General features: G+C 64.5%; 14 protein-coding genes. 8 read left to right on the forward strand and 6 right to left on the reverse strand.

The window, feature by feature from the left end; all coding sequences use genetic code 11:
- Window positions 1-72: 72 nt before the first annotated feature.
- From YUU_RS0120355 to YUU_RS0120365, 3 genes are all read right to left on the reverse strand, one after another.
- Window positions 73-483, reverse strand: coding sequence for a (deoxy)nucleoside triphosphate pyrophosphohydrolase (locus YUU_RS0120355; protein WP_027524062.1), 411 nt, complete (start codon window positions 481-483; stop codon window positions 73-75).
- Window positions 484-491: 8 nt separating this feature from the next.
- Window positions 492-1,733 (reverse strand): bifunctional glutamate N-acetyltransferase/amino-acid acetyltransferase ArgJ, encoded by a 1,242-nt coding sequence (gene argJ / locus YUU_RS0120360; protein ID WP_027524063.1) that lies wholly within the window; start codon window positions 1,731-1,733, stop codon window positions 492-494.
- A 108-nt stretch (window positions 1,734-1,841) separates the two neighbouring features.
- Window positions 1,842-2,765, reverse strand: coding sequence for a peptidylprolyl isomerase (locus tag YUU_RS0120365; RefSeq protein WP_027524064.1), 924 nt, complete (start codon window positions 2,763-2,765; stop codon window positions 1,842-1,844).
- A 342-nt stretch (window positions 2,766-3,107) separates the two neighbouring features.
- Here YUU_RS0120365 and secA point away from each other — a divergent pair, with 342 nt between their 5' ends.
- Window positions 3,108-5,948 carry a preprotein translocase subunit SecA gene (gene secA / locus YUU_RS0120370; RefSeq protein ID WP_027524065.1) on the forward strand — a complete coding sequence of 947 codons (2,841 nt, stop codon included), beginning with the start codon at window positions 3,108-3,110 and terminating at the stop codon, window positions 5,946-5,948.
- Window positions 5,949-6,169: 221 nt separating this feature from the next.
- Here the strand turns inward: secA and YUU_RS0120375 are convergent, their stop codons facing one another.
- Window positions 6,170-6,613 (reverse strand): MarR family winged helix-turn-helix transcriptional regulator, encoded by a 444-nt coding sequence (locus tag YUU_RS0120375; RefSeq protein WP_027524066.1) that lies wholly within the window; start codon window positions 6,611-6,613, stop codon window positions 6,170-6,172.
- Window positions 6,614-6,792: 179 nt separating this feature from the next.
- Between YUU_RS0120375 and YUU_RS0120380 the strand changes: the two genes are divergently transcribed.
- From YUU_RS0120380 to YUU_RS0120410, 7 genes are all read left to right on the forward strand, one after another.
- Window positions 6,793-7,980, forward strand: coding sequence for a substrate-binding domain-containing protein (locus YUU_RS0120380; protein WP_027524067.1), 1,188 nt, complete (start codon window positions 6,793-6,795; stop codon window positions 7,978-7,980).
- Window positions 7,981-8,151: 171 nt separating this feature from the next.
- On the forward strand, window positions 8,152-9,666 hold the full coding sequence (locus tag YUU_RS0120385) for an amidase (RefSeq protein WP_027524068.1): 1,515 nt from the start codon (window positions 8,152-8,154) through the stop codon (window positions 9,664-9,666).
- Between the two features lie 36 nt (window positions 9,667-9,702).
- Window positions 9,703-10,560: a branched-chain amino acid ABC transporter permease gene (locus tag YUU_RS0120390; protein WP_027524069.1), complete on the forward strand. Its 858-nt coding sequence runs from the start codon at window positions 9,703-9,705 to the stop codon at window positions 10,558-10,560.
- A 3-nt stretch (window positions 10,561-10,563) separates the two neighbouring features.
- Complete coding sequence (locus YUU_RS0120395; RefSeq protein WP_027524070.1) at window positions 10,564-11,781, forward strand: substrate-binding protein; 1,218 nt, start codon at window positions 10,564-10,566, stop codon at window positions 11,779-11,781.
- Between the two features lie 6 nt (window positions 11,782-11,787).
- Entirely contained in the window at window positions 11,788-12,891 is a 1,104-nt protein-coding gene (locus YUU_RS0120400; protein WP_027524071.1) for a branched-chain amino acid ABC transporter permease, read from the forward strand.
- Window positions 12,878-13,612, forward strand: a complete 735-nt coding sequence (locus tag YUU_RS0120405) for an ABC transporter ATP-binding protein (RefSeq protein WP_027524072.1) — start codon at window positions 12,878-12,880, stop codon at window positions 13,610-13,612. Before YUU_RS0120400 ends, YUU_RS0120405 begins: the two co-directional genes overlap by 14 nt.
- On the forward strand, window positions 13,605-14,306 hold the full coding sequence (locus tag YUU_RS0120410; RefSeq protein ID WP_027524073.1) for an ABC transporter ATP-binding protein: 702 nt from the start codon (window positions 13,605-13,607) through the stop codon (window positions 14,304-14,306). Before YUU_RS0120405 ends, YUU_RS0120410 begins: the two co-directional genes overlap by 8 nt.
- A gap of 194 nt (window positions 14,307-14,500) precedes the next feature.
- Here the strand turns inward: YUU_RS0120410 and YUU_RS0120415 are convergent, their stop codons facing one another.
- Together YUU_RS0120415 and YUU_RS0120420 are read right to left on the reverse strand one after the other, a co-directional pair.
- Window positions 14,501-16,072, reverse strand: coding sequence for a murein L,D-transpeptidase family protein (locus tag YUU_RS0120415; protein WP_245288057.1), 1,572 nt, complete (start codon window positions 16,070-16,072; stop codon window positions 14,501-14,503).
- Window positions 16,073-16,538: 466 nt separating this feature from the next.
- Entirely contained in the window at window positions 16,539-17,498 is a 960-nt protein-coding gene (locus YUU_RS0120420) for an acetyl-CoA carboxylase carboxyltransferase subunit alpha (protein WP_027524075.1), read from the reverse strand.
- Window positions 17,499-17,601 lie beyond the last annotated feature (103 nt).

Consider the following 17,601-nt stretch of genomic DNA (forward strand, 5'->3'; position numbering starts at 1 on the left):
CCAGTGCCCTCTGGGCCCCGGCTCTGCAGCGCACCGCAAGAGCGCTGCGCTGCGTCCGGGGCATGAGCATCCTCACATCAGCAGATCGATCAGATGCGGTATCAGCGGAATGTCCGCCGGCGGCATCGGATAGTCGCGCAGCTTGTTGGCGCGGACCCAGGCGAGGGTCTGGCCTTCGCGCGCGGTCACCATGCCTTCCCAGCGCCGGCAGATGTAGAGCGGCATCAACAGGTGGAACGTCTCGTAGGCATGGCTTGCGAAGGTGAGCGGCGCCAGGCACGGCTCGCTGACGGTGATTCCGAGCTCCTCATGAAGCTCGCGAATGAGGCTCTGCTCCGGCCGCTCGCCAGGCTCGAGCTTGCCGCCGGGAAACTCCCAGAGGCCGGCAAGCGTCTTGCCCTCGGGGCGCTGCGCGATCAGGACGCGCTTGTCGGCGTCAACAAGCGCGCAGGCCACCACCAATGTCAGTTTGAGTTCGGCCATGCCTGAACTTACGATCGATAGTCGCCGTTGATCGCGACATATTCCTTGGTGAGGTCGCAGGTCAGCACGCGGTCGCGGCCCTTGCCGAGGCCGAGCGAGACCTTGATCGCGATCTCCGGCGCCTTCATTGCCTCCGACACCTGCGCTTCATCATAGGACGGGTCGCGCGCGCCGCTTTTCGCAACGCGGATACCGTTGAAGGAGATCGACAGCTTGTCGCGATCGGCGGGCTCGCCGGCCTTGCCGACCGCCATGACCACGCGGCCCCAATTGGCGTCCTCGCCGGCGATCGCCGTCTTCACCAGCGGCGAGTTCGCGATCGACATCGCGATCTTGCGCGCCGACGCCTTGGTCTTGGCGCCTTCCACGGTGATCTCGACCAGCTTGCGCGCGCCTTCGCCGTCGCGGGCGACCTGCTCGGCGAGGTTGGCCAGCACCTCGTTGAACGCCTTGATGAAGGCCTTCAGGCGCGGGTCGCTAGGGCGGCTGATTCTGGGCGCGCCGTGCTCGGCGGCAGCGCCGGTCGCGAAAGCCAGCAGCGTGTCCGAGGTCGAGGTGTCGCCGTCGATCGTCACCGCGTTAAAGGTGTCCTCGACGCCGCTCTTGAGCAGCGCCTGCAGCGCGGCGGGCGCGATCGGCGCGTCCGTGAAGATGAACGACAGCATGGTCGCCATATCGGGTGCGATCATGCCGGCGCCCTTGGCCATCCCGTTGATGGTGACCTTGGCCTTGCCGAGCTTCACGGTTCTGGTTGCGACCTTCGGGAAGGTGTCGGTGGTCATGATCGCCTTGGCGGCACCCAGCCAGTCGGCGGGCGCGGCGCTCTCGGCGAGGCGGGCGAGCACGCCGTCGAACTTGGTCGCATCCAGCGGTTCGCCGATGACGCCGGTCGAGGCCAGGAAAATCTCGCTTTCGCTACAGCCGACCGCCTTGGCCGCGATCTTGGCGGTCAGCGCCGTCGACGCCCGGCCGGTCTTGCCGGTGAAAGCATTGGCATTGCCGGAATTGACCACCAGCGCGCGCGCCTTGCCGCCTTTCAGCTTGGCGCGGCACCATTCCACCGGCGCGGACGGGCATTTCGACTTGGTGAAGACGCCGGCGACCGCGGTGCCCTTGTCCAGAAGCGCGAGCAGCACGTCGGTGCGGTTCTTGTAGCGGATGCCGGCCTCGGCCGTTGCCAACCTGACGCCCGCGATGACGGGCATGTCGGGAACATGTTTCGGGGCAAGCGGGGAGACGGAGGAGGACATCGCGGGGGCGCCTTTTGGGAAGCAAATCCAGATAAGCAGATGCCCGGCACGAGGCCGGGCATCACGATGCTTAGATACTATTGGCGTCAGCGAAGTGACAGCGAATTCTTACTTCTTCGCTGGCGGCGCCATCTTGTTGTCGGCCGGCTTGTCAGCCGGCTTCGCCGCGTCGGCCGGCTTGGCCGCGTCGGCAGCCGGCTGGTCGAGCCGCTCGACCTTGGCTTCAGTGCGCAGCTTCGCGACATAGTCGGCCTGGGCCTTGCGGGTGACGTAGTTCTCGATCTGGGCCTTGACCTGGTCGAAATCCGGCGCCTTGCGGCTGCGCTTTTCCTCGACCTTGATGATGTGCCAGCCGAACTGCGACTTCACGGGGTCGGAGATCTTGCCCGGCTCCAGCGCGAAGGCGACCGCCGAGAATTCCGGCACCATCTGCTCCTTGGTGAAGAAGCCGAGGTCGCCGCCGTCGGCGGAGCCCGGATCCTTGGACTTCTTCTTGGCGAGCTCGGCGAAATCGGCGCCCTTGTCGAGCTCGGCCTTCACGGCCTTGGCCTCGTCCTCGGTCTCGACCAGGATGTGGCGGGCGCGCACCTCCTGCTCGCCGGTGATCTGCTTGGAGGCCTCCTCATAGACCTTCTTCATGGCGTCGGGGGTGGTCGCCGACTTGCCTTCCTGGGCGAGCAGGCTGTCCATCAGAAGCCGGTTGCGGGCGAACGCCAGGCGCTTCTTGAACTCCTCATTGTCGGCGATCTTCTTGTCCTCGGCGGCCTTGGCGACGATCTTCATGTCGATCAGGAAGGCCAGCACGTTCTCGTCCTTGGTCGCCGGGTCCATCTGCGCCAGCGAGGGGCCCAGTTCCTCCTCGGCGAGCGCGACGTCGCTCTTCTTGATCTCCACGCCATTGACCTTGGCCAGGACCGGGTCGTCGGCAGCCCGGCCGGGACCCGCGATCAGCGCCAGCGCAAGGCAGCCCGCAAGGGCGGTGGCAAGGCCGAAGCGCAGGCCGGTTTTCGTTACCGGGAACGAGGTGGTCATGGAAAATCCTTATCCTGAAGGGGGTATTTGGGCGGGGCGGACACTCGCCCAATCGGGGTGCCTTGGCAACGCGAAAAACCTGTCAAAATGATGAATTACCGGAAAGCCGGCCGCCGTTGACAAGGCTCAGACCGGGCCATATCTCTGGCCGGTCGCGTCCATGGCGATAGCGTTTATTTTGCTGCGTTTTTGGCCGTTGAACCCAGATTTGCTCAATTCCCACCCATATGGCGGATGACCCCGGAACGGGGTCTTGGCCGCGAGGCGTCACGGTGAGTTGATAGGCAAGTTGGTGACAACCTCTTGGCTGCAACGCGGTATTCGCGAACACAGGAATTTGGCATGATCGGCGCGCTCGCCCGCAAGTTTTTCGGCTCCGCCAACGACCGGCGGGTGAAGGGATACCAATCCCGCGTCAACGCGATCAACGCGCTCGAGCCGGAACTTTCAAAACTCTCGGACGAAGCCCTCAAGGCCCGCACCGCCGAATTCAAGCAGCAGATCGCAAGCGGCAAGACGCTGGACGACCTCCTGGTCCCGGCCTTCGCCACCGTGCGCGAGGCGGCCAAGCGCACGCTCGGCCAGCGCCATTTCGACGTCCAGCTCATCGGCGGCATCGTGCTGCATGAGGGCGACATCGCCGAGATGAAGACCGGTGAAGGCAAGACGCTGGTCGCAACGCTGGCGGTCTACCTCAACGCGCTCGCCGGCAAGGGCGTCCACGTCGTCACCGTCAACGACTACCTCGCCCGCCGCGACTCCGCCTGGATGGGCCAGATTTACGGCTTCCTCGGCATGACCACCGGCGTGATCGTGCACGGGCTCGACGATACCGAGCGCAAGGCGGCCTATGCCTGCGACATCACCTACGGCACCAACAACGAGTACGGCTTCGACTATTTGCGCGACAACATGAAGTACCGGCTCGAGGACATGGTCCAGCGGCCGCATTACTACGCGATCGTCGACGAGGTGGACTCCATTCTCATCGATGAAGCCCGCACCCCGCTGATCATCTCCGGCCCGCTCGACGATCGTTCCGACTTCTACAACACCATCGACACCTTCATGCCGAAGCTGGAGAAGGTCACGGACTACGAGGTCGACGAGAAGCAGCGCACGGTGACCTTGACCGAAGGCGGCATGGAGAAGCTGGAGACGCTGCTGCGCGATGCCGGCCAGCTCAAGGGCGAGTCGCTCTACGACGTCGAGAACGTCTCTGTCGTGCACCATGTTAACCAGGCGCTGCGCGCCCACACGCTGTTCACACGCGACAAGGACTACATCGTCCGCGAAGGCGAGGTCGTGATCATCGACGAATTCACCGGACGCATGATGCCGGGCCGTCGTTATTCGGAAGGCCTGCACCAGGCGCTCGAGGCCAAGGAGCATGTCGCGGTTCAGCCAGAGAACCAGACGCTCGCCTCGATCACCTTCCAGAACTATTTCCGCATGTACGAGAAGCTGGCGGGCATGACCGGCACGGCGGCGACCGAAGCCGACGAATTGTTCGACATCTACAAGCTCGAGGTCGTGGAGATCCCGACCAACCTGCCGGTCGCGCGTCTCGACGAAGACGACGAGGTCTACCGCACGCAGAAGGAAAAATACGTCGCCATCCTCGCCGAGATCGAGCGCGCCAATGCGCGCCTGCAGCCGGTGCTGGTCGGCACGGCGTCCATCGAGAAGTCGGAAGTGCTCGCCGAGTTTTTGAAGCAGAACGGCTACAAGCAGATCGATTTCGGTAAAGAGAGCGCGCTGGAGAAGCTCTACGCCGCCGCCCGCGCTGGCAAGCCGGCAAAGCTGTTTGCGGTGCTGAATGCGCGCTTCCACGAGCAGGAAGCCTATATCGTTGCGGAAGCCGGCGTTCCCGGCGCGATCACGATCGCGACCAACATGGCGGGACGCGGCACCGACATCAAGCTCGGCGGCTCCCTGGAGATGCGTATCCAGCAGGAGACCGCAGGGATCGAGGACGAGGCCGAGAAGGCCAAAAAGATCGAGCAGATCAAGGCCGACATCGAGCATTTCCGCGACATCGTGCTCAAGGCCGAGGAGACCGTCGAGATCGAGCCGGCGAAGGGCGGTAAGCCCGCCAAGACCGTGAAGAAGCCCGGCGGCCTCTACATCATCGGCTCCGAGCGTCACGAGTCCCGCCGCATCGACAACCAGCTCCGCGGCCGCTCCGGCCGTCAGGGCGACCCCGGTCGTTCAAAATTCTTCCTGTCGCTGGAAGACGATTTGATGCGCATCTTCGGCTCGGATCGTCTCGACAGCATGCTGCAGCGGCTCGGCCTGAAAGAGGGCGAGGCCATCATCCATCCCTGGATCAACAAGGCGCTCGAGAAGGCGCAGCAGAAGGTCGAGGCGCGCAACTTCGACATCCGCAAGAACTTGCTCAAGTTCGACAACGTCCAGAACGACCAGCGCAAGGTGATCTTCGATCAGCGCGTCGATCTGATGAAGGACGAGAACGTCGCCGAGACCATCGCCGACATGCGCCATGCCTTCATCGACGACCTCGTCGCCAAGCACGTGCCCGAGCATGTTTATGCCGAGCAGTGGGACGTCGCAGGCCTCAAGGAAGAGCTGAAGCGCGTGCTCGATCTCGATCTGCCGGTCGACGACTGGGCCAAGGAAGAGGGCATCGCCGACGAGGAGCTGCTCACGCGCATCGAGAACCGCGCCGACGAGCACATGGCGGCCAAGGTCGCGCAGTGGGGTCCCGACGTGATGCGTTACGTCGAGAAGACCATTTTGCTGCAGACGCTCGATCATCTCTGGCGCGAGCACCTCATCATGCTCGACCATCTGCGCCAGGTCATTGGCCTCCGCGGTTACGGCCAGCGCGATCCGTTGCAGGAGTACAAGACCGAGGCATTCAATCTCTTCCAGGAGATGAGCGCGCACTTGCGCGAGGCCGTCACAGCGCAGCTCATGCGCGTCGAGATCATCCCGCCGGAGCAGGAAGCGCCGGTCATTCCGGCGATGGAAGCGCACAAGCTCAATCCTGATACCGGCGAGGACGAGATGGCCTTCGCCAACGTGACGCTGGCCCCCCAGGCCAACGCCGCGCAGCGCGATCCGAAGAACCCCGCATCCTGGGGTAAGGTCGGCCGCAACGAGGACTGCCCCTGCGGCAGCGGCAAGAAGTACAAGCACTGCCACGGCCGGTATGCGTGAGGACTGAGGTGCGCCGCGTGACCTCTGAGACGCGACGCTCTCGCCTCACTCTCCACTGTCGTCGCCCGGCTTGACCGGGCGACCCAGTACGCCGCGGCTCCTCCGCTCAACCACAACCGTCTCTGGGATACTGGATCGCCCACTTTCGCGGGCGATGACGATCGCGTGTGTGGTGCGCAGCTTGGTCCACATCATCAAGCCACGACATCTGCACGAACCGCTCAATTCGAGCTATCGATCAGACTCTCCAGCAGCCGCTTCAATTCGCTCGTCGACTTGTCGCCGTAGCTCTCGACGATGTGCTCCTCCTGGTCGACCGCGAGCGAGTTGAGCTTCTTGCACAGCACCTTGCCGCGGTCGGAGATGAACATCAGGACCTTGCGGCGGTCGTTCGGGTCCTGCACGCGATAGACCAGCGCGTCGGAGACCATGCGGTCGATCATCTTGGTCAACGTCGGATGGTTGAGCAGCACGGCATCCGCGAGTTCGCCCATCGAATGACCGTCGCCGTCGGACAGGACTTTGAGGATGCGCCACTGCTCGACCGGTACGCCCTCCTTGCTCAATCGCAGCTCAAGCTGGCGGTTGATCTCCCGGTTGGCTTGCGCCAGCAGGTAGGCGAGGTGCTCGGTGATGGGGGAGTTCTCTTTCGGCGGTTTGGCCACGGCTTAAGACTTCGTATTGGTGCAAATGAGTGAATGTCTTGCAATTGCTGCTGCATCTATATGCACTTCAATTCTTGAATATTCAATATTTTCAAAATAGGATGATTGCCCAACAAAAGGGCGGATGCCGAGGTCGCCCGCTGAATGTGCTTTAGGTCTGGTACCGGACAGGAGTTGGTGTGGGCTCGACGGTCAACTTCCCGGCTTCCGGCGGGCCCGCCTTTCCGCCGTCCCTGCTGTTGAGGAATCTGTCGTCGCCGGCGATCGATTGGGCATTGTCGCCGAGCGATCACTCGTTCTTCCGCCGGCGCGGCGCCAGCAGCAAGCTTCGCATCGGCGGCTTCATCTGCTGCAGCGGCTCGCCCGGGGTCTGGGGTCCGTGCGCCACCAGCAGCGCGCAGCTCGCCGTCGCCGAGATCAACAAGCGCGGCGGCATTCTCGGACGCGAGATCGAGCTGTCGATCTACGACGCCGGCGGGCCGCTCGACGAGATCCTCGATCGTGCCGAGCAGGCGATCGCCTTCGACGAGGTCGATCTCATCGTAGGCCTGCACACCAGCGCGGTCCGCGTCGCCTTGCGCAAGGTCACCACGCGCCACCGCATCCCCTACATCTACACGCCGGTCTATGAGGGCGGCGAACAGACGCCGGGCGTCATGGCGATCGGCGAGACGCCGCGCTGGCAGAGCCGGCCGTCGATCCACTGGCTCGCCGACGTCAAGAAGGCCGCGCACTGGTACCTGATCGGCAGCGACTATGTCTGGCCCTGGCAGTCGCATCGCGCGGTGAAGCGCTACATCAAGGAGACCGGCGGCCACGTCGTGGGCGAGGAGTTCGTGCCGCTCGGCGAGGACAATCACGAGCCGCACCTGGCGCGGATCCGCGCCGCCAAGCCCGATGTCGTGCTGATCTCGCTGATCGGCACCGACAGCATCACCTTCAATCGCGCCTTCGGCGAATGCGGCCTCGGCGCGACCACGCTGCGGTTTGCCGGTGCGATGGACGAGACCGTGCTGCTCGGCATCGGCGCCGACAACTCCGAGAACCTGTTCTGCGCCTCCGGCTATTTCCCCGCCGTCGGCTCGCGCGCCAATGACGATTTCCAGAGCCGCTACAGCGCGATGTTCGGTCCGAACGCCCCGCCGATCGGCTCGCTCGGGCAATCCAGCTATGAGGGGCTGCGCTTCCTCGAAGCGGTTGCGGCCAAGGCCGGCACACTGGCGATGGGGCCGATGCTCGCGGCGGCGCGCAGCGTCGTCTACAGCGGCGCGCGCGGCCCCGTCACGGTGCGCAACGGCCACGCGAAAATGCCGATGTATCTCGCCGAGGCCGATGGTCTCGACTTCAAGCTGATCAAGCCGATCTGACACCGGCGCGGATATCCGCAAAGCGCGCCTCTTCAAAATAATACTTGAAAAGGAAAATATTTCCGTTTTGAATGTTGCGACAAGGCCGGTGGGTCTGCGCTCGCAAAGCGGACCGCGGCCGCACGCCCCAGAGACCGTCCAGGGATCGTTCAAAGCTTTGAGGAGAGCGTCGTGTCAGTTGTCCTTCCCACCCCAACCCAGCTCCGCAGCGTCGCCCAGCAGTGCGGCCTTGCGCTGACCGATGAAGACGTCGCCTCGTTTCGCGGCCTGATGCAGGGCTCGATCGAGGCCTACAATCTCGTCGCGGCGATGCCCGACGAACTGCCGCCGGTGAAATATCCGCGGACGCCGGGCTACCGGCCCTCGCCGGACGAAAACCCGCGCAACGCCTGGTATCGCAAGTCGACCGTGAAGGGCGCCCCCAGCGGCAAGCTCAAGGGCAAGACGGTTGCGCTGAAGGACAACATCATGCTCGCTGGCGTTCCCATGATGAACGGCTCGGCGACGCTGGAGGGCTATGTGCCCGATTTCGACGCCACCATCGTCACGCGCATGCTGGACGCCGGCGCCGAGATCGCCGGCAAGGTGCACTGCGAATCCTTCTGCATGTCCGGCGGCAGCCATACCGGCGCGGTCGGTCCGGTGCACAATCCGCACAAGATGGGCTATTCGGCCGGCGGCTCGTCCTCCGGAAGCGGCGTCGTCGTCGCGCTCGGCGAGGTCGACATGGCGATCGGCGGCGACCAGGGCGGCTCGATCCGCATGCCGTCCTCGTTCTGCGGCATCTACGGCATGAAGCCGACCTGGGGCCTCGTGCCCTACACCGGCATCATGCCGATCGAGATTTTTGTCGATCACACCGGCCCGATGACGGCGACGGTCGCCGACAATGCGCTGCTGCTCGAGGTGATCGCCGGCGACGACGGCTACGATCCCCGCATCAAGTCACCCAAGGTCGACGAGTACACCAAGGCGCTGGGGGCCGGCATCAAGGGCATGAAGATCGGCATCCTCAAGGAGGGTTTTGAGCTGCCGACCGCAGAAGCAGCCGTCAATGAGAGCGTGCGCGAGGCGGCGAAGCGCTTCAGGGATCTCGGCGCTACCGTCGAGACCGTGTCGATACCGATGCATCTCGCAGGTCCCGCGATCTGGACGCCGATCGGCACCGAGGGCATGACCCAGACCATGATGTATGGCGACGGCTACGGCCTCAGCCGCGGCGATCTCTATTCGACCTCGCTGATGGATTTCCACCGCGGCTGGCGCCGGCAGGCCGATTCCCTCTCCGAGACGACCAAGCTGTTCCTTCTGCTCGGCACCTACATCAACAACACCTTCGGCCCCCGCTATTACGGCAAGGCGCTCAACATCTCCCGCCGCCTGACGGCGGCCTATGACAAGGCGTTCGGCGATTACGACCTCCTGCTGCTGCCGACGACGCCGATGAAGGCGACGCCGTTGCCGCCGGCCAATGCCTGCCGCGAGGACTATGTCGCTCGCGCGCTGGAGATGATCGCCAACACCGCGCCATTCGACATCACCCATCACCCCGCAATGTCATTGCCGTGCGGCATGGTCGACGGCCTGCCGGTCGGGCTGATGCTGGTCGGCCGCCACTTCGAGGAATCGACGATCTACCGCGCCGCGCATGCCTTCGAGCAGATCGGCGACTGGAAGAAGATGTGAGGCGAGACGTGATGCCGGCTGGGTGGATCGCAACGTATGGCTAACGCATTCGTCGCGGCGTTCGAAATCCTGAGCTTTGGCGCGATCATCGTCCTGATCGTGCTGGGGCTCGGGATCATCGCCAGCATGATGGGCATCTTCAACTTCGCGCAAGGAGAGTTCGTCCTGCTCGGGGCCTACATCACCTATCTCGCCTATAGCCACGGCCTGCCGATCTGGGCCGGCATGGTCGCCGCGCCCTTCCTGGTCGGGGCGCTCGGCTTCGCGCTGGAGGGGCTGATCATCCGCCGCTTCTACGCTGCGCCGATCGTCGCCATGCTCGGCACCTATGCGCTCGGCCTGATCATCCGCGAGTCCGTGCGCGGGCTGATCGGCGGCTTCTATCTGACCGTGCCCGAGCCGATCGGCGGCTCGATCGACATCGGCACCATGCACATCTCGACCTGGCGCTTCATCATCATCGTGATCACGCTCCTGGTGATGGGCGCCTGCTATCTCCTGCTCTCGCGCACCAGCTTTGGCCTACGCGTGCGCGCCACGCTGGAGAACCCGGCTCTGGCGCGCGCCTCCGGCATTTCGACGCCGCTGATCTACGGCGTCACTTTTGCCTTCGGTGCGGCGCTCGCAGGGCTTGCCGGCGCGCTGATCGTGCCGGTCTTCAGCCTGTTTGCCGATCTCGGCATCCGCTTCCTGATTCAAGGGTTTGTCGCCGTCATGGTCGGCGGCGTCGGATCGTTCATCGGACCGGTCGCGGGCGCCGGCGTCATTGGCACGCTCAGCGCCGCGCTGCCATGGGTCATGGCGCCCGTCATCGCCGACGTCCTCGTCTTCGTTCTTGCAATTGCCTTCATCAAATTCCGGCCGCAAGGCCTCATCGCTGGAAAAGGGGTTTAGTCCATGTTCGATCGCGTCAATCTCACCCGCCGCCGCTTCCTCTCCAATTTCGCCTTTGCTTCCGGCGCGATCGCGACCGGCGCCGCCAGCTGGGTGATTCGTCCCGACTGGGCGAACGCGGCGGAGGGCCCGATCAAGGTCGGGATTGCGACCGACCTCACCGGCCCGATCGCCTATGCCGGCAACGCCGACGCCAACGTCGCCAAGATGGTGATCAAGGAGATCAATAACACCGGCGGCCTGCTGGGCCGGCCGCTCGAGCTCTACATCGAAGATACCGCCTCGAACGAATCCGTGGCCGTCGGCAACGTGCGCAAGCTGATCCAGCGCGACAAGGTCGACATGGTGCTGGGCGGCATCACCTCGTCGATGCGCAACGCGATCAAGGATCCGATCGTGGCGCGCGGCAAGACGCTCTACATCTATCCGCAGCTCTACGAGGGCAAGGAGTGCACGCCGTTCCTGTTCTGCACCGGGCCGACGCCGGCGCAGCAATGCGACGAGTTCATCCCCTGGCTGATCAAGAACGGCGGCAAGAAGTTCGCGCTGCCGAGCGCCAACTATGTCTGGCCGCACACGCTGAACGTCTATGCCCGCAAGGTGATCGAATCCAATGGCGGCGAGGTGGTGTTCGAGGAATACTACCCGCTCGACCAGATCGACTTCTCGGCAACCGTCAACCGCATCATCTCCAACAAGGTCGACGTCGTCTTCAACACCGTGATCCCGCCCGGCGTCGGACCGTTCTTTAAGCAGCTCTATGAAGCGGGCTTCCTCAAGAATGGCGGACGGCTCGCTTGCGTCTACTACGACGAGAACACGCTCAACATCAACCAGGCGAACGAGATCGAGGGCCTCGCAAGCTGCCTCGACTATTTCAAGGTGCTGACCAAGGAGGACCCGGTCAACGCCAGGATCCAGGCCGCCTATGAGAAGGATTTCCCCGGCAACTTCCTGTTCGCCGCCGGCAGTGCCGCGACCGGCACCTACCGCGGCTTGAAGTTGTGGGAGGCCGCGGTCAAGGAGGCCGGCAAGATCGATCGCGAGTCGGTTGCCGCCGCACTCGATCACGCCAAGATCGCGGAAGGTCCGGGCGGGCCGGCCGAAATGGTGCCGGGCAAACGCCACTGCAAGATGAAGATGTACACGGCGGTGGCCAAGGGCGGCAATTACGAGATCGTCGGCCGCAGCGACGGGCTCGTCGATCCCAAAGAGTGCTGAGACCGAATGCTGAAGTCGATGAGTGTGGTAAGAGAAGCCATCGACGCCGATGTCGGCGACGAGCCGGACGGTGCGATGGCTGAAAGCGAAGCGCGGCAGGCCGCCTCGGGACGAAAGGTCCTGCCGATCGTCGAGGGTCTGGTGCTGCTGGCGGCGCTGATTGCGCCGCTCGTGCTGCAGGACTATCTCACGGTGTTTGCGACCCGCGTCATCATCCTGGCGCTGTTCGCGCTGTCGTTCGACCTCGTCTGGGGCTATGCCGGCATCATGAGCTTCGGCCAGGCCCTGTTCTTCGGCTCGGCCGGCTACGGCGTGGCGCTGCTGGCGCGCGATCTCGACATCACCAACATCTTCCTGGTGCTCCCTGCGGGCACGATCATCGGTCTCACCTTCGCACTCCTGCTCGGCGGCTTCCTGCTGCTCGGCCGGCATCCGTCGAGCGTGATCTTCGTCGCGCTCGGCACGCTGACCGGCTCCTACGCCGCCGACCGCCTCGCGCGCGGCTGGTATTATCTTGGCGGCCAGAACGGCATCCCCTCGATTTCGCCGATGACGCTCGGCTCCTACGAATTCTCCGAGGGGCCGGTCTTCTACTATCTCACGCTCGGCATCCTCGTCGTCGCCTATCTCCTGTGCCGCTTCCTGGTGCGCTCGCAATTCGGCCTGGCGCTCGCGGGCCTTCGCGAGAACGAGCAGCGTATCGCATTCTTTGGCTACAAGGCCCAGCATCTCAAGGCCATCGTGTTCGCGGTCGGCGGCACCATCGCCGGCCTTGCCGGCAGCCTCTACGCCTTCCACGAAGGGTTTGTCTGGCCCAACATGGTCGGCGTCGTCGTATCCACCCAGGTCGTGCTCTACGTGCTGTTCGGCGGCTCCGGCACGCTGATCGGCGCCGTGATCGGCACCGTGATCATCGAAGGCGTCAGCTTCTGGCTGTCGGACAATTATCGCGACATCTGGCCAATCATCTTGGGCGTGCTGCTGCTGTTCGTCATCCTGTTCCGTCCCCTAGGCCTGATCAGCTTCGTGTTAGGAGAACGCGAGCGCGTCGGCAGCTTTGGTGCGAAGCCCAAGGAGACTGAAAAGGAGAAGCGCAATGCCGCTTCTTGAAGCCGCAGGCATCACGAAAATCTTCGGCAAGCTCACAGCGCTCGATGGCGCCACGCTTACCGTCGGCGAGAACGAGTTTCACGGCCTGATCGGGCCGAACGGCTCGGGCAAGAGCACGCTGATGAAGTGCATCGCGGGCGCCGAGGTGCCGACGCAGGGCAAGGTCTCTTTCGTCAACGCCGACATCACCGCATTCACGCCGACCGAGCGCGCGCGGGCCGGCATGAGCCTGAAATTCCAGATCACGAGCGTGCTGCCGACGCTCACGCTGTACGACAACATCCTGCTGGCGCTGCAGGCGCAGTCCTCGCTGTTCGATCTCGTGTTCTCGCGCACCCGCGGCGCGCTGCATGACCAGGTGATGGCGATGCTGACGCAGTTCCGTCTTGCGAGCCGCGCCTTCGATGCGGCGGCGACGCTGTCGCACGGCCAGCAGCAATGGCTGGAGATCGCGATGGCGCTCGCTGGCAAGCCGCGGCTTCTGCTGCTCGACGAGCCGACCGGCGGCATGAGCCTGGAGGAGCGCCGCGTCACCGGTGAGTTGCTCGCGCCGATCAAGCAGCACTGCTCACTCGTCATCGTCGAGCACGATCTAGATTTCATCCGCGACATCTGCGACCGCCTCACCGTGCTCGACCAGGGCAAGGTGCTGGCATCAGGTACGGTGTCGGAGATCCAGGCCAACAAGTCCGTCCAGGAGATTTATTTGCGCCGTGCCTGAGCAGGAGTTTTTGCATATCAAGCATCTCGACGCCGGCTATGGCCGCAGCCAGGTGCTGTTCGACGTCAGCCTCGGCATTCCCTGGCGCGGCGGCGTCGCTGTGCTCGGCCGCAACGGCGCCGGCAAGACCACGCTGATGAAGACGATCGTCGGCGAGCTGCCGGCGTGGAAGGGCGATGTCGCCTTCGATGGCCACGACATCAGCCGCCGCGCTACCCAAGAGCGCGTGCGCGCCGGCATCGGCTACGTGCCGCAGGAGCATTCGGTGTTCGCCCGTCTGTCGGTACGCGACAATCTCGCCGTCGGCTCGCTCGCGGCCAAGGATTCCGCCGCCGTCGACCGCGTGCTGACGATCTTCCCGAAGCTCGGCCAGCGCCTCGACCAGCCCGCCGGCACGCTCTCCGGAGGCGAGCGCAAGATGCTCGCCATCGGCCGCGCCATGCTGGGCGATCCAAAACTCCTGCTGCTGGACGAGCCGACCGAAGGCGTCTGGATCGGCGTCATCGAGGAGATCACCGAGCGCCTGATCGAGCTCGCCAAGCAGATCGCGGTGATCATCGTCGAGCAGCACCTCGACCTCGCGCTAAGAGTCGCCGACTACGCTTACGTCCTCGACCGCGGCCGCGTCGCATTGCAGGGCGCGGCGGGAGATGTGCGAGAGAATCCGGAGCTGCTAAGGTATCTGGCGCCGTAGGGAATTTCAGGTGCCCCAACTTGTCGGGCGGGCACAGCCGGTGCGCGCACTCCGCGTCTCGTCGCACGGCTCGACCGGGCGACACAGTTCGCCGCGGCCTCTCCGTATCCTCGCGCTGTCTCTGGAATACTGGATTCCCCGCTTTCGCGGGGAATGACGGCAGAGTGTGTCGCTGGACGCGACGAAGACGTCGCCTACTTCACCGCCCCGAACCGGCTGTCGAATGAGTTCGACGACATCACCGGCGCGGCGCCTGCGAGTTGCGCGTCTTTGCTGCCGGCTGCCGCCGCGCTATCCGACACCGACGGCTTCAGCGGCGGGCGTGAGGCGGCGACCTTGGTGTCGGCCGGCTTCGGCTCGGCGGGTTTGGCGGCTGCGACCGGCTTGGCTGCTTCCTTAGCAGTTTCCTTGGGGGCGTCCTTCGCGTCCTTGGCCGTGCCGTGTCCCGGCGCGAACCGGGTCACCGCGGCCTTCAGCCGGGATGCCGCCGTGGGCGGAGTCGCCGAAGCGGTGGTGGCCGGCGGCGGCGATGCGGTCGCCGTGGTGTCGGCACTACCCATGCCCATCTTGCGGGCGAGGCCGGAGAAGAAGCCGCCGCCTTGCGAATTCTCTTTGTCAGTGGGCGCGGCGGCCGCGACGCGGGTGTTGCTGGCTTGCGCAGGGGCGGCGACGACCGGCTCGCTCTGCGGGCTTGCTGCGGCAGGCTCGAGGTTCGGCCTCGGCGGATTGACGGTGCCGGGGATCGTGCCGGGCGCCTTCGACATCGCCAGCATCTGCAGCGTGGAGCCTTCGGCGCCCTCGGACAGGCCCGTCGAGCCTTCCGGAATCTTCGCGGCGAACACCTTGTTCATGCCGCCGTCGATACCGGTATTCATGCGCGCCATCGGCGTGCCCTTGGCGACGAGCCTGGCGTATTCCGCCTCGTCCTTCTGCTCCTTCTCGCGCACGGCGCTCGCGATGTCGTCGGGGATCACGTAGGCCGGGCACTTTGCGGAGGCATCGAACACGGGATCGCGCTTGGCGTCCGGCGTCTTCGCCGCGTCGAAGACGTACTTCTTCTCGCAGAAATCGACCTTCGGCTCCTGCCGCGTCACCTCGAAATGATCATTGCCTTCCTTGATCATCTTCCAGAAGGCCATGTTCGGATTGTTGCGGTGCTTGGCCATGTTCACCGGCGTCATTCGGAACGGATAGGCCTGGAACTGGAACGCCTTCTGGCCGCCGAAGAAGGACTCTCGCCCGAGCGAATAGATCTCCGCGATCTGCTCGTCCGTCATCGCGTAGCAACCGCGCGAGGAGCAGTCGCCGTGCACCATCAACTGCGAGCCGGAGCGGCCGAGCGCGCGGTCGAACGCGTTGGGATAGCCGGTGTTGAACGAGAGGTAATAGGCCGACTGCGGATTCATCTGGCTGGGGTTGATCGAGTAGAACCCCTCGGGCGCCTGGCGGTCGCCTTCGCGCACCTTCGGCCCGAGATCGCCCGACCAGCGGCAGATCGGATAGGTCTTGAGCAGCGCGAACTGGCCGCTTCGGGTCTGCTTCCAGACCTCAAGCTCGGCCTCCTGCTTGAACAGGCGGACCAGGATCGGCGATTGCAGATCCATGTCCTTCTCGGTCATCGCGGCGAGAAGCTTTGGCGAGACGGGTTGGTTGGCCTTGGCGTTGGTCGCAAGCGAGACCTGATCGGTGTCGCAGCCAGCCAGCAGCACGCTGGTGACAAGCGCAACCGACGTCAAAAGCGCGCGTGCAAGCGAGCTAGAAATCAAGATGGACCCCACACTCACCGGGCAAATCGCAAAACCCCCAGGTTTGGAGCATGGCCTGACCGGCGATCCGGACCCGCGATTGACGGGCTTTTTGCAGACCAAGCCCCAGCGCTTATGCCCTGAAGCCATTGATTAAAATCTTACCCTCTGGGCCAAACCGTCGCAACCCAGGCGCGGATCACGAGCCCGTTGCCCCATAGGGATGGTCAACAAAGACTAAATCAGGGCGTAGCGGCTCAATTACGGCCGGGATCGCCGATTCGGGCGAAAAAAGGGTTAATGGGGTGTTAGCGGGCTATTGAGGCCGTCATTCGGGGATGGTCTCGTGCCCCGGACGCGACGCAGCGCGGAGCGGTGCGTCGCTGAGCCGGGGCCCATGCCGCAGGTGATCGTGTGGCCTGCTGGGTCCCGGCTCTGCGGAGCAGCGTTGCACGCTGCACCGCGTCCGGGACACGGCACCCCCAAATCACGCCAGTTTGCGGCCGATTTCGAGGAATTTCTGCCGGCGCTGCTTGCGGATGGCGTCCGCATCAAGGTTGCGCAGCTCGATGAAGGCCTGCTCGATCGCCTCGCCCGTGGTGGCGATCATGGCGGCGGGGTCGCGGTGGGCGCCGCCGACGGGTTCTTTGAGGATGCTGTCGATGACGCCGAAGCGCAGCATGTCCTGGGCTGTGATCTTCATGCTGTTGGCGGCTTCCTGGGCCTTGGTGCCGTCGCGCCAGAGGATCGAGGAGGCGGCCTCCGGCGAGATCACGCTGTAGATCGCATGCTCCAGCATCAGGACGCGGTTCGCCGTGGTGATCGCGATCGCGCCGCCCGACATGCCCTCGCCGGTGATGATCGCAACGTTCGGCACGCCTAGCGACAGGCAGGCGTCCGTCGAGCGCGCAATCGCTTCGGCCTGTCCGCGCTCTTCCGCGCCGATGCCGGGATAGGCGCCGGCAGAATCGACGATCGACAGCACGGGCAGGCCAAACCGCTCGGCCATCTCCATCAGCCGCACCGCCTTGCGATAGCCTTCGGGCCGCGCCATGCCGAAATTGTGCTTGATGCGGCTCTCGGTGGAATCGCCCTTTTCCTGGCCCATCACGCAGATGGCTTCGCCGCGGAAGCGGCCGAAGCCTGCGACCAGCGCCTCGTCCTCGCCGAACTTGCGGTCGCCGGCGAGCGGGGTGAATTCGGTGACCAGGCCGTTGATGAAGTCGGAGAAGTGCGGCCGCTGCGGATGGCGGGCGACCAGCGTCTTCTGCCACGGCGTCAAATTCGCATAGAGATCGGCGAGCGCCTGCGCCGCCTTGTCCTCGATCTTGCCGACCTCCTCGGCAATGTCGCCGGAGGCCGAGAGCGCGCGCAATTCGTCGAGCTTGGAATCGAGCTCGGCGACGGGCTTTTCGAAATCGAGATAGCTGCGCATGAGGTCTGACATCGGTTCAATATAGGGGGCAGGGTGGGGAGACGAAGCAGATTTCCGGCGGGACAGAGAAGTGTAGCGTCTTCAATGGCTTGGCGCGGGATAAGAGCAGCCGCGC

Origin of the sequence: Bradyrhizobium sp. Ec3.3, assembly GCF_000472925.1 — a bacterium.
Classification (GTDB): domain Bacteria; phylum Pseudomonadota; class Alphaproteobacteria; order Rhizobiales; family Xanthobacteraceae; genus Bradyrhizobium.

Coding starts and splice junctions, on each gene's coding strand:
- YUU_RS0120390 (WP_027524069.1), top strand. CDS start 9,703: ATGGCTAACGCATTCGTCGCGGCGTTCGAAATCCTGAGCTTTGGCGCG.
- YUU_RS0120365 (WP_027524064.1), bottom strand. CDS start 2,765: ATGACCACCTCGTTCCCGGTAACGAAAACCGGCCTGCGCTTCGGCCTT.
- secA (WP_027524065.1), top strand. CDS start 3,108: ATGATCGGCGCGCTCGCCCGCAAGTTTTTCGGCTCCGCCAACGACCGG.
- YUU_RS0120355 (WP_027524062.1), bottom strand. CDS start 483: ATGGCCGAACTCAAACTGACATTGGTGGTGGCCTGCGCGCTTGTTGAC.
- argJ (WP_027524063.1), bottom strand. CDS start 1,733: ATGTCCTCCTCCGTCTCCCCGCTTGCCCCGAAACATGTTCCCGACATG.
- YUU_RS0120405 (WP_027524072.1), top strand. CDS start 12,878: ATGCCGCTTCTTGAAGCCGCAGGCATCACGAAAATCTTCGGCAAGCTC.
- YUU_RS0120420 (WP_027524075.1), bottom strand. CDS start 17,498: ATGTCAGACCTCATGCGCAGCTATCTCGATTTCGAAAAGCCCGTCGCC.
- YUU_RS0120395 (WP_027524070.1), top strand. CDS start 10,564: ATGTTCGATCGCGTCAATCTCACCCGCCGCCGCTTCCTCTCCAATTTC.
- YUU_RS0120400 (WP_027524071.1), top strand. CDS start 11,788: ATGCTGAAGTCGATGAGTGTGGTAAGAGAAGCCATCGACGCCGATGTC.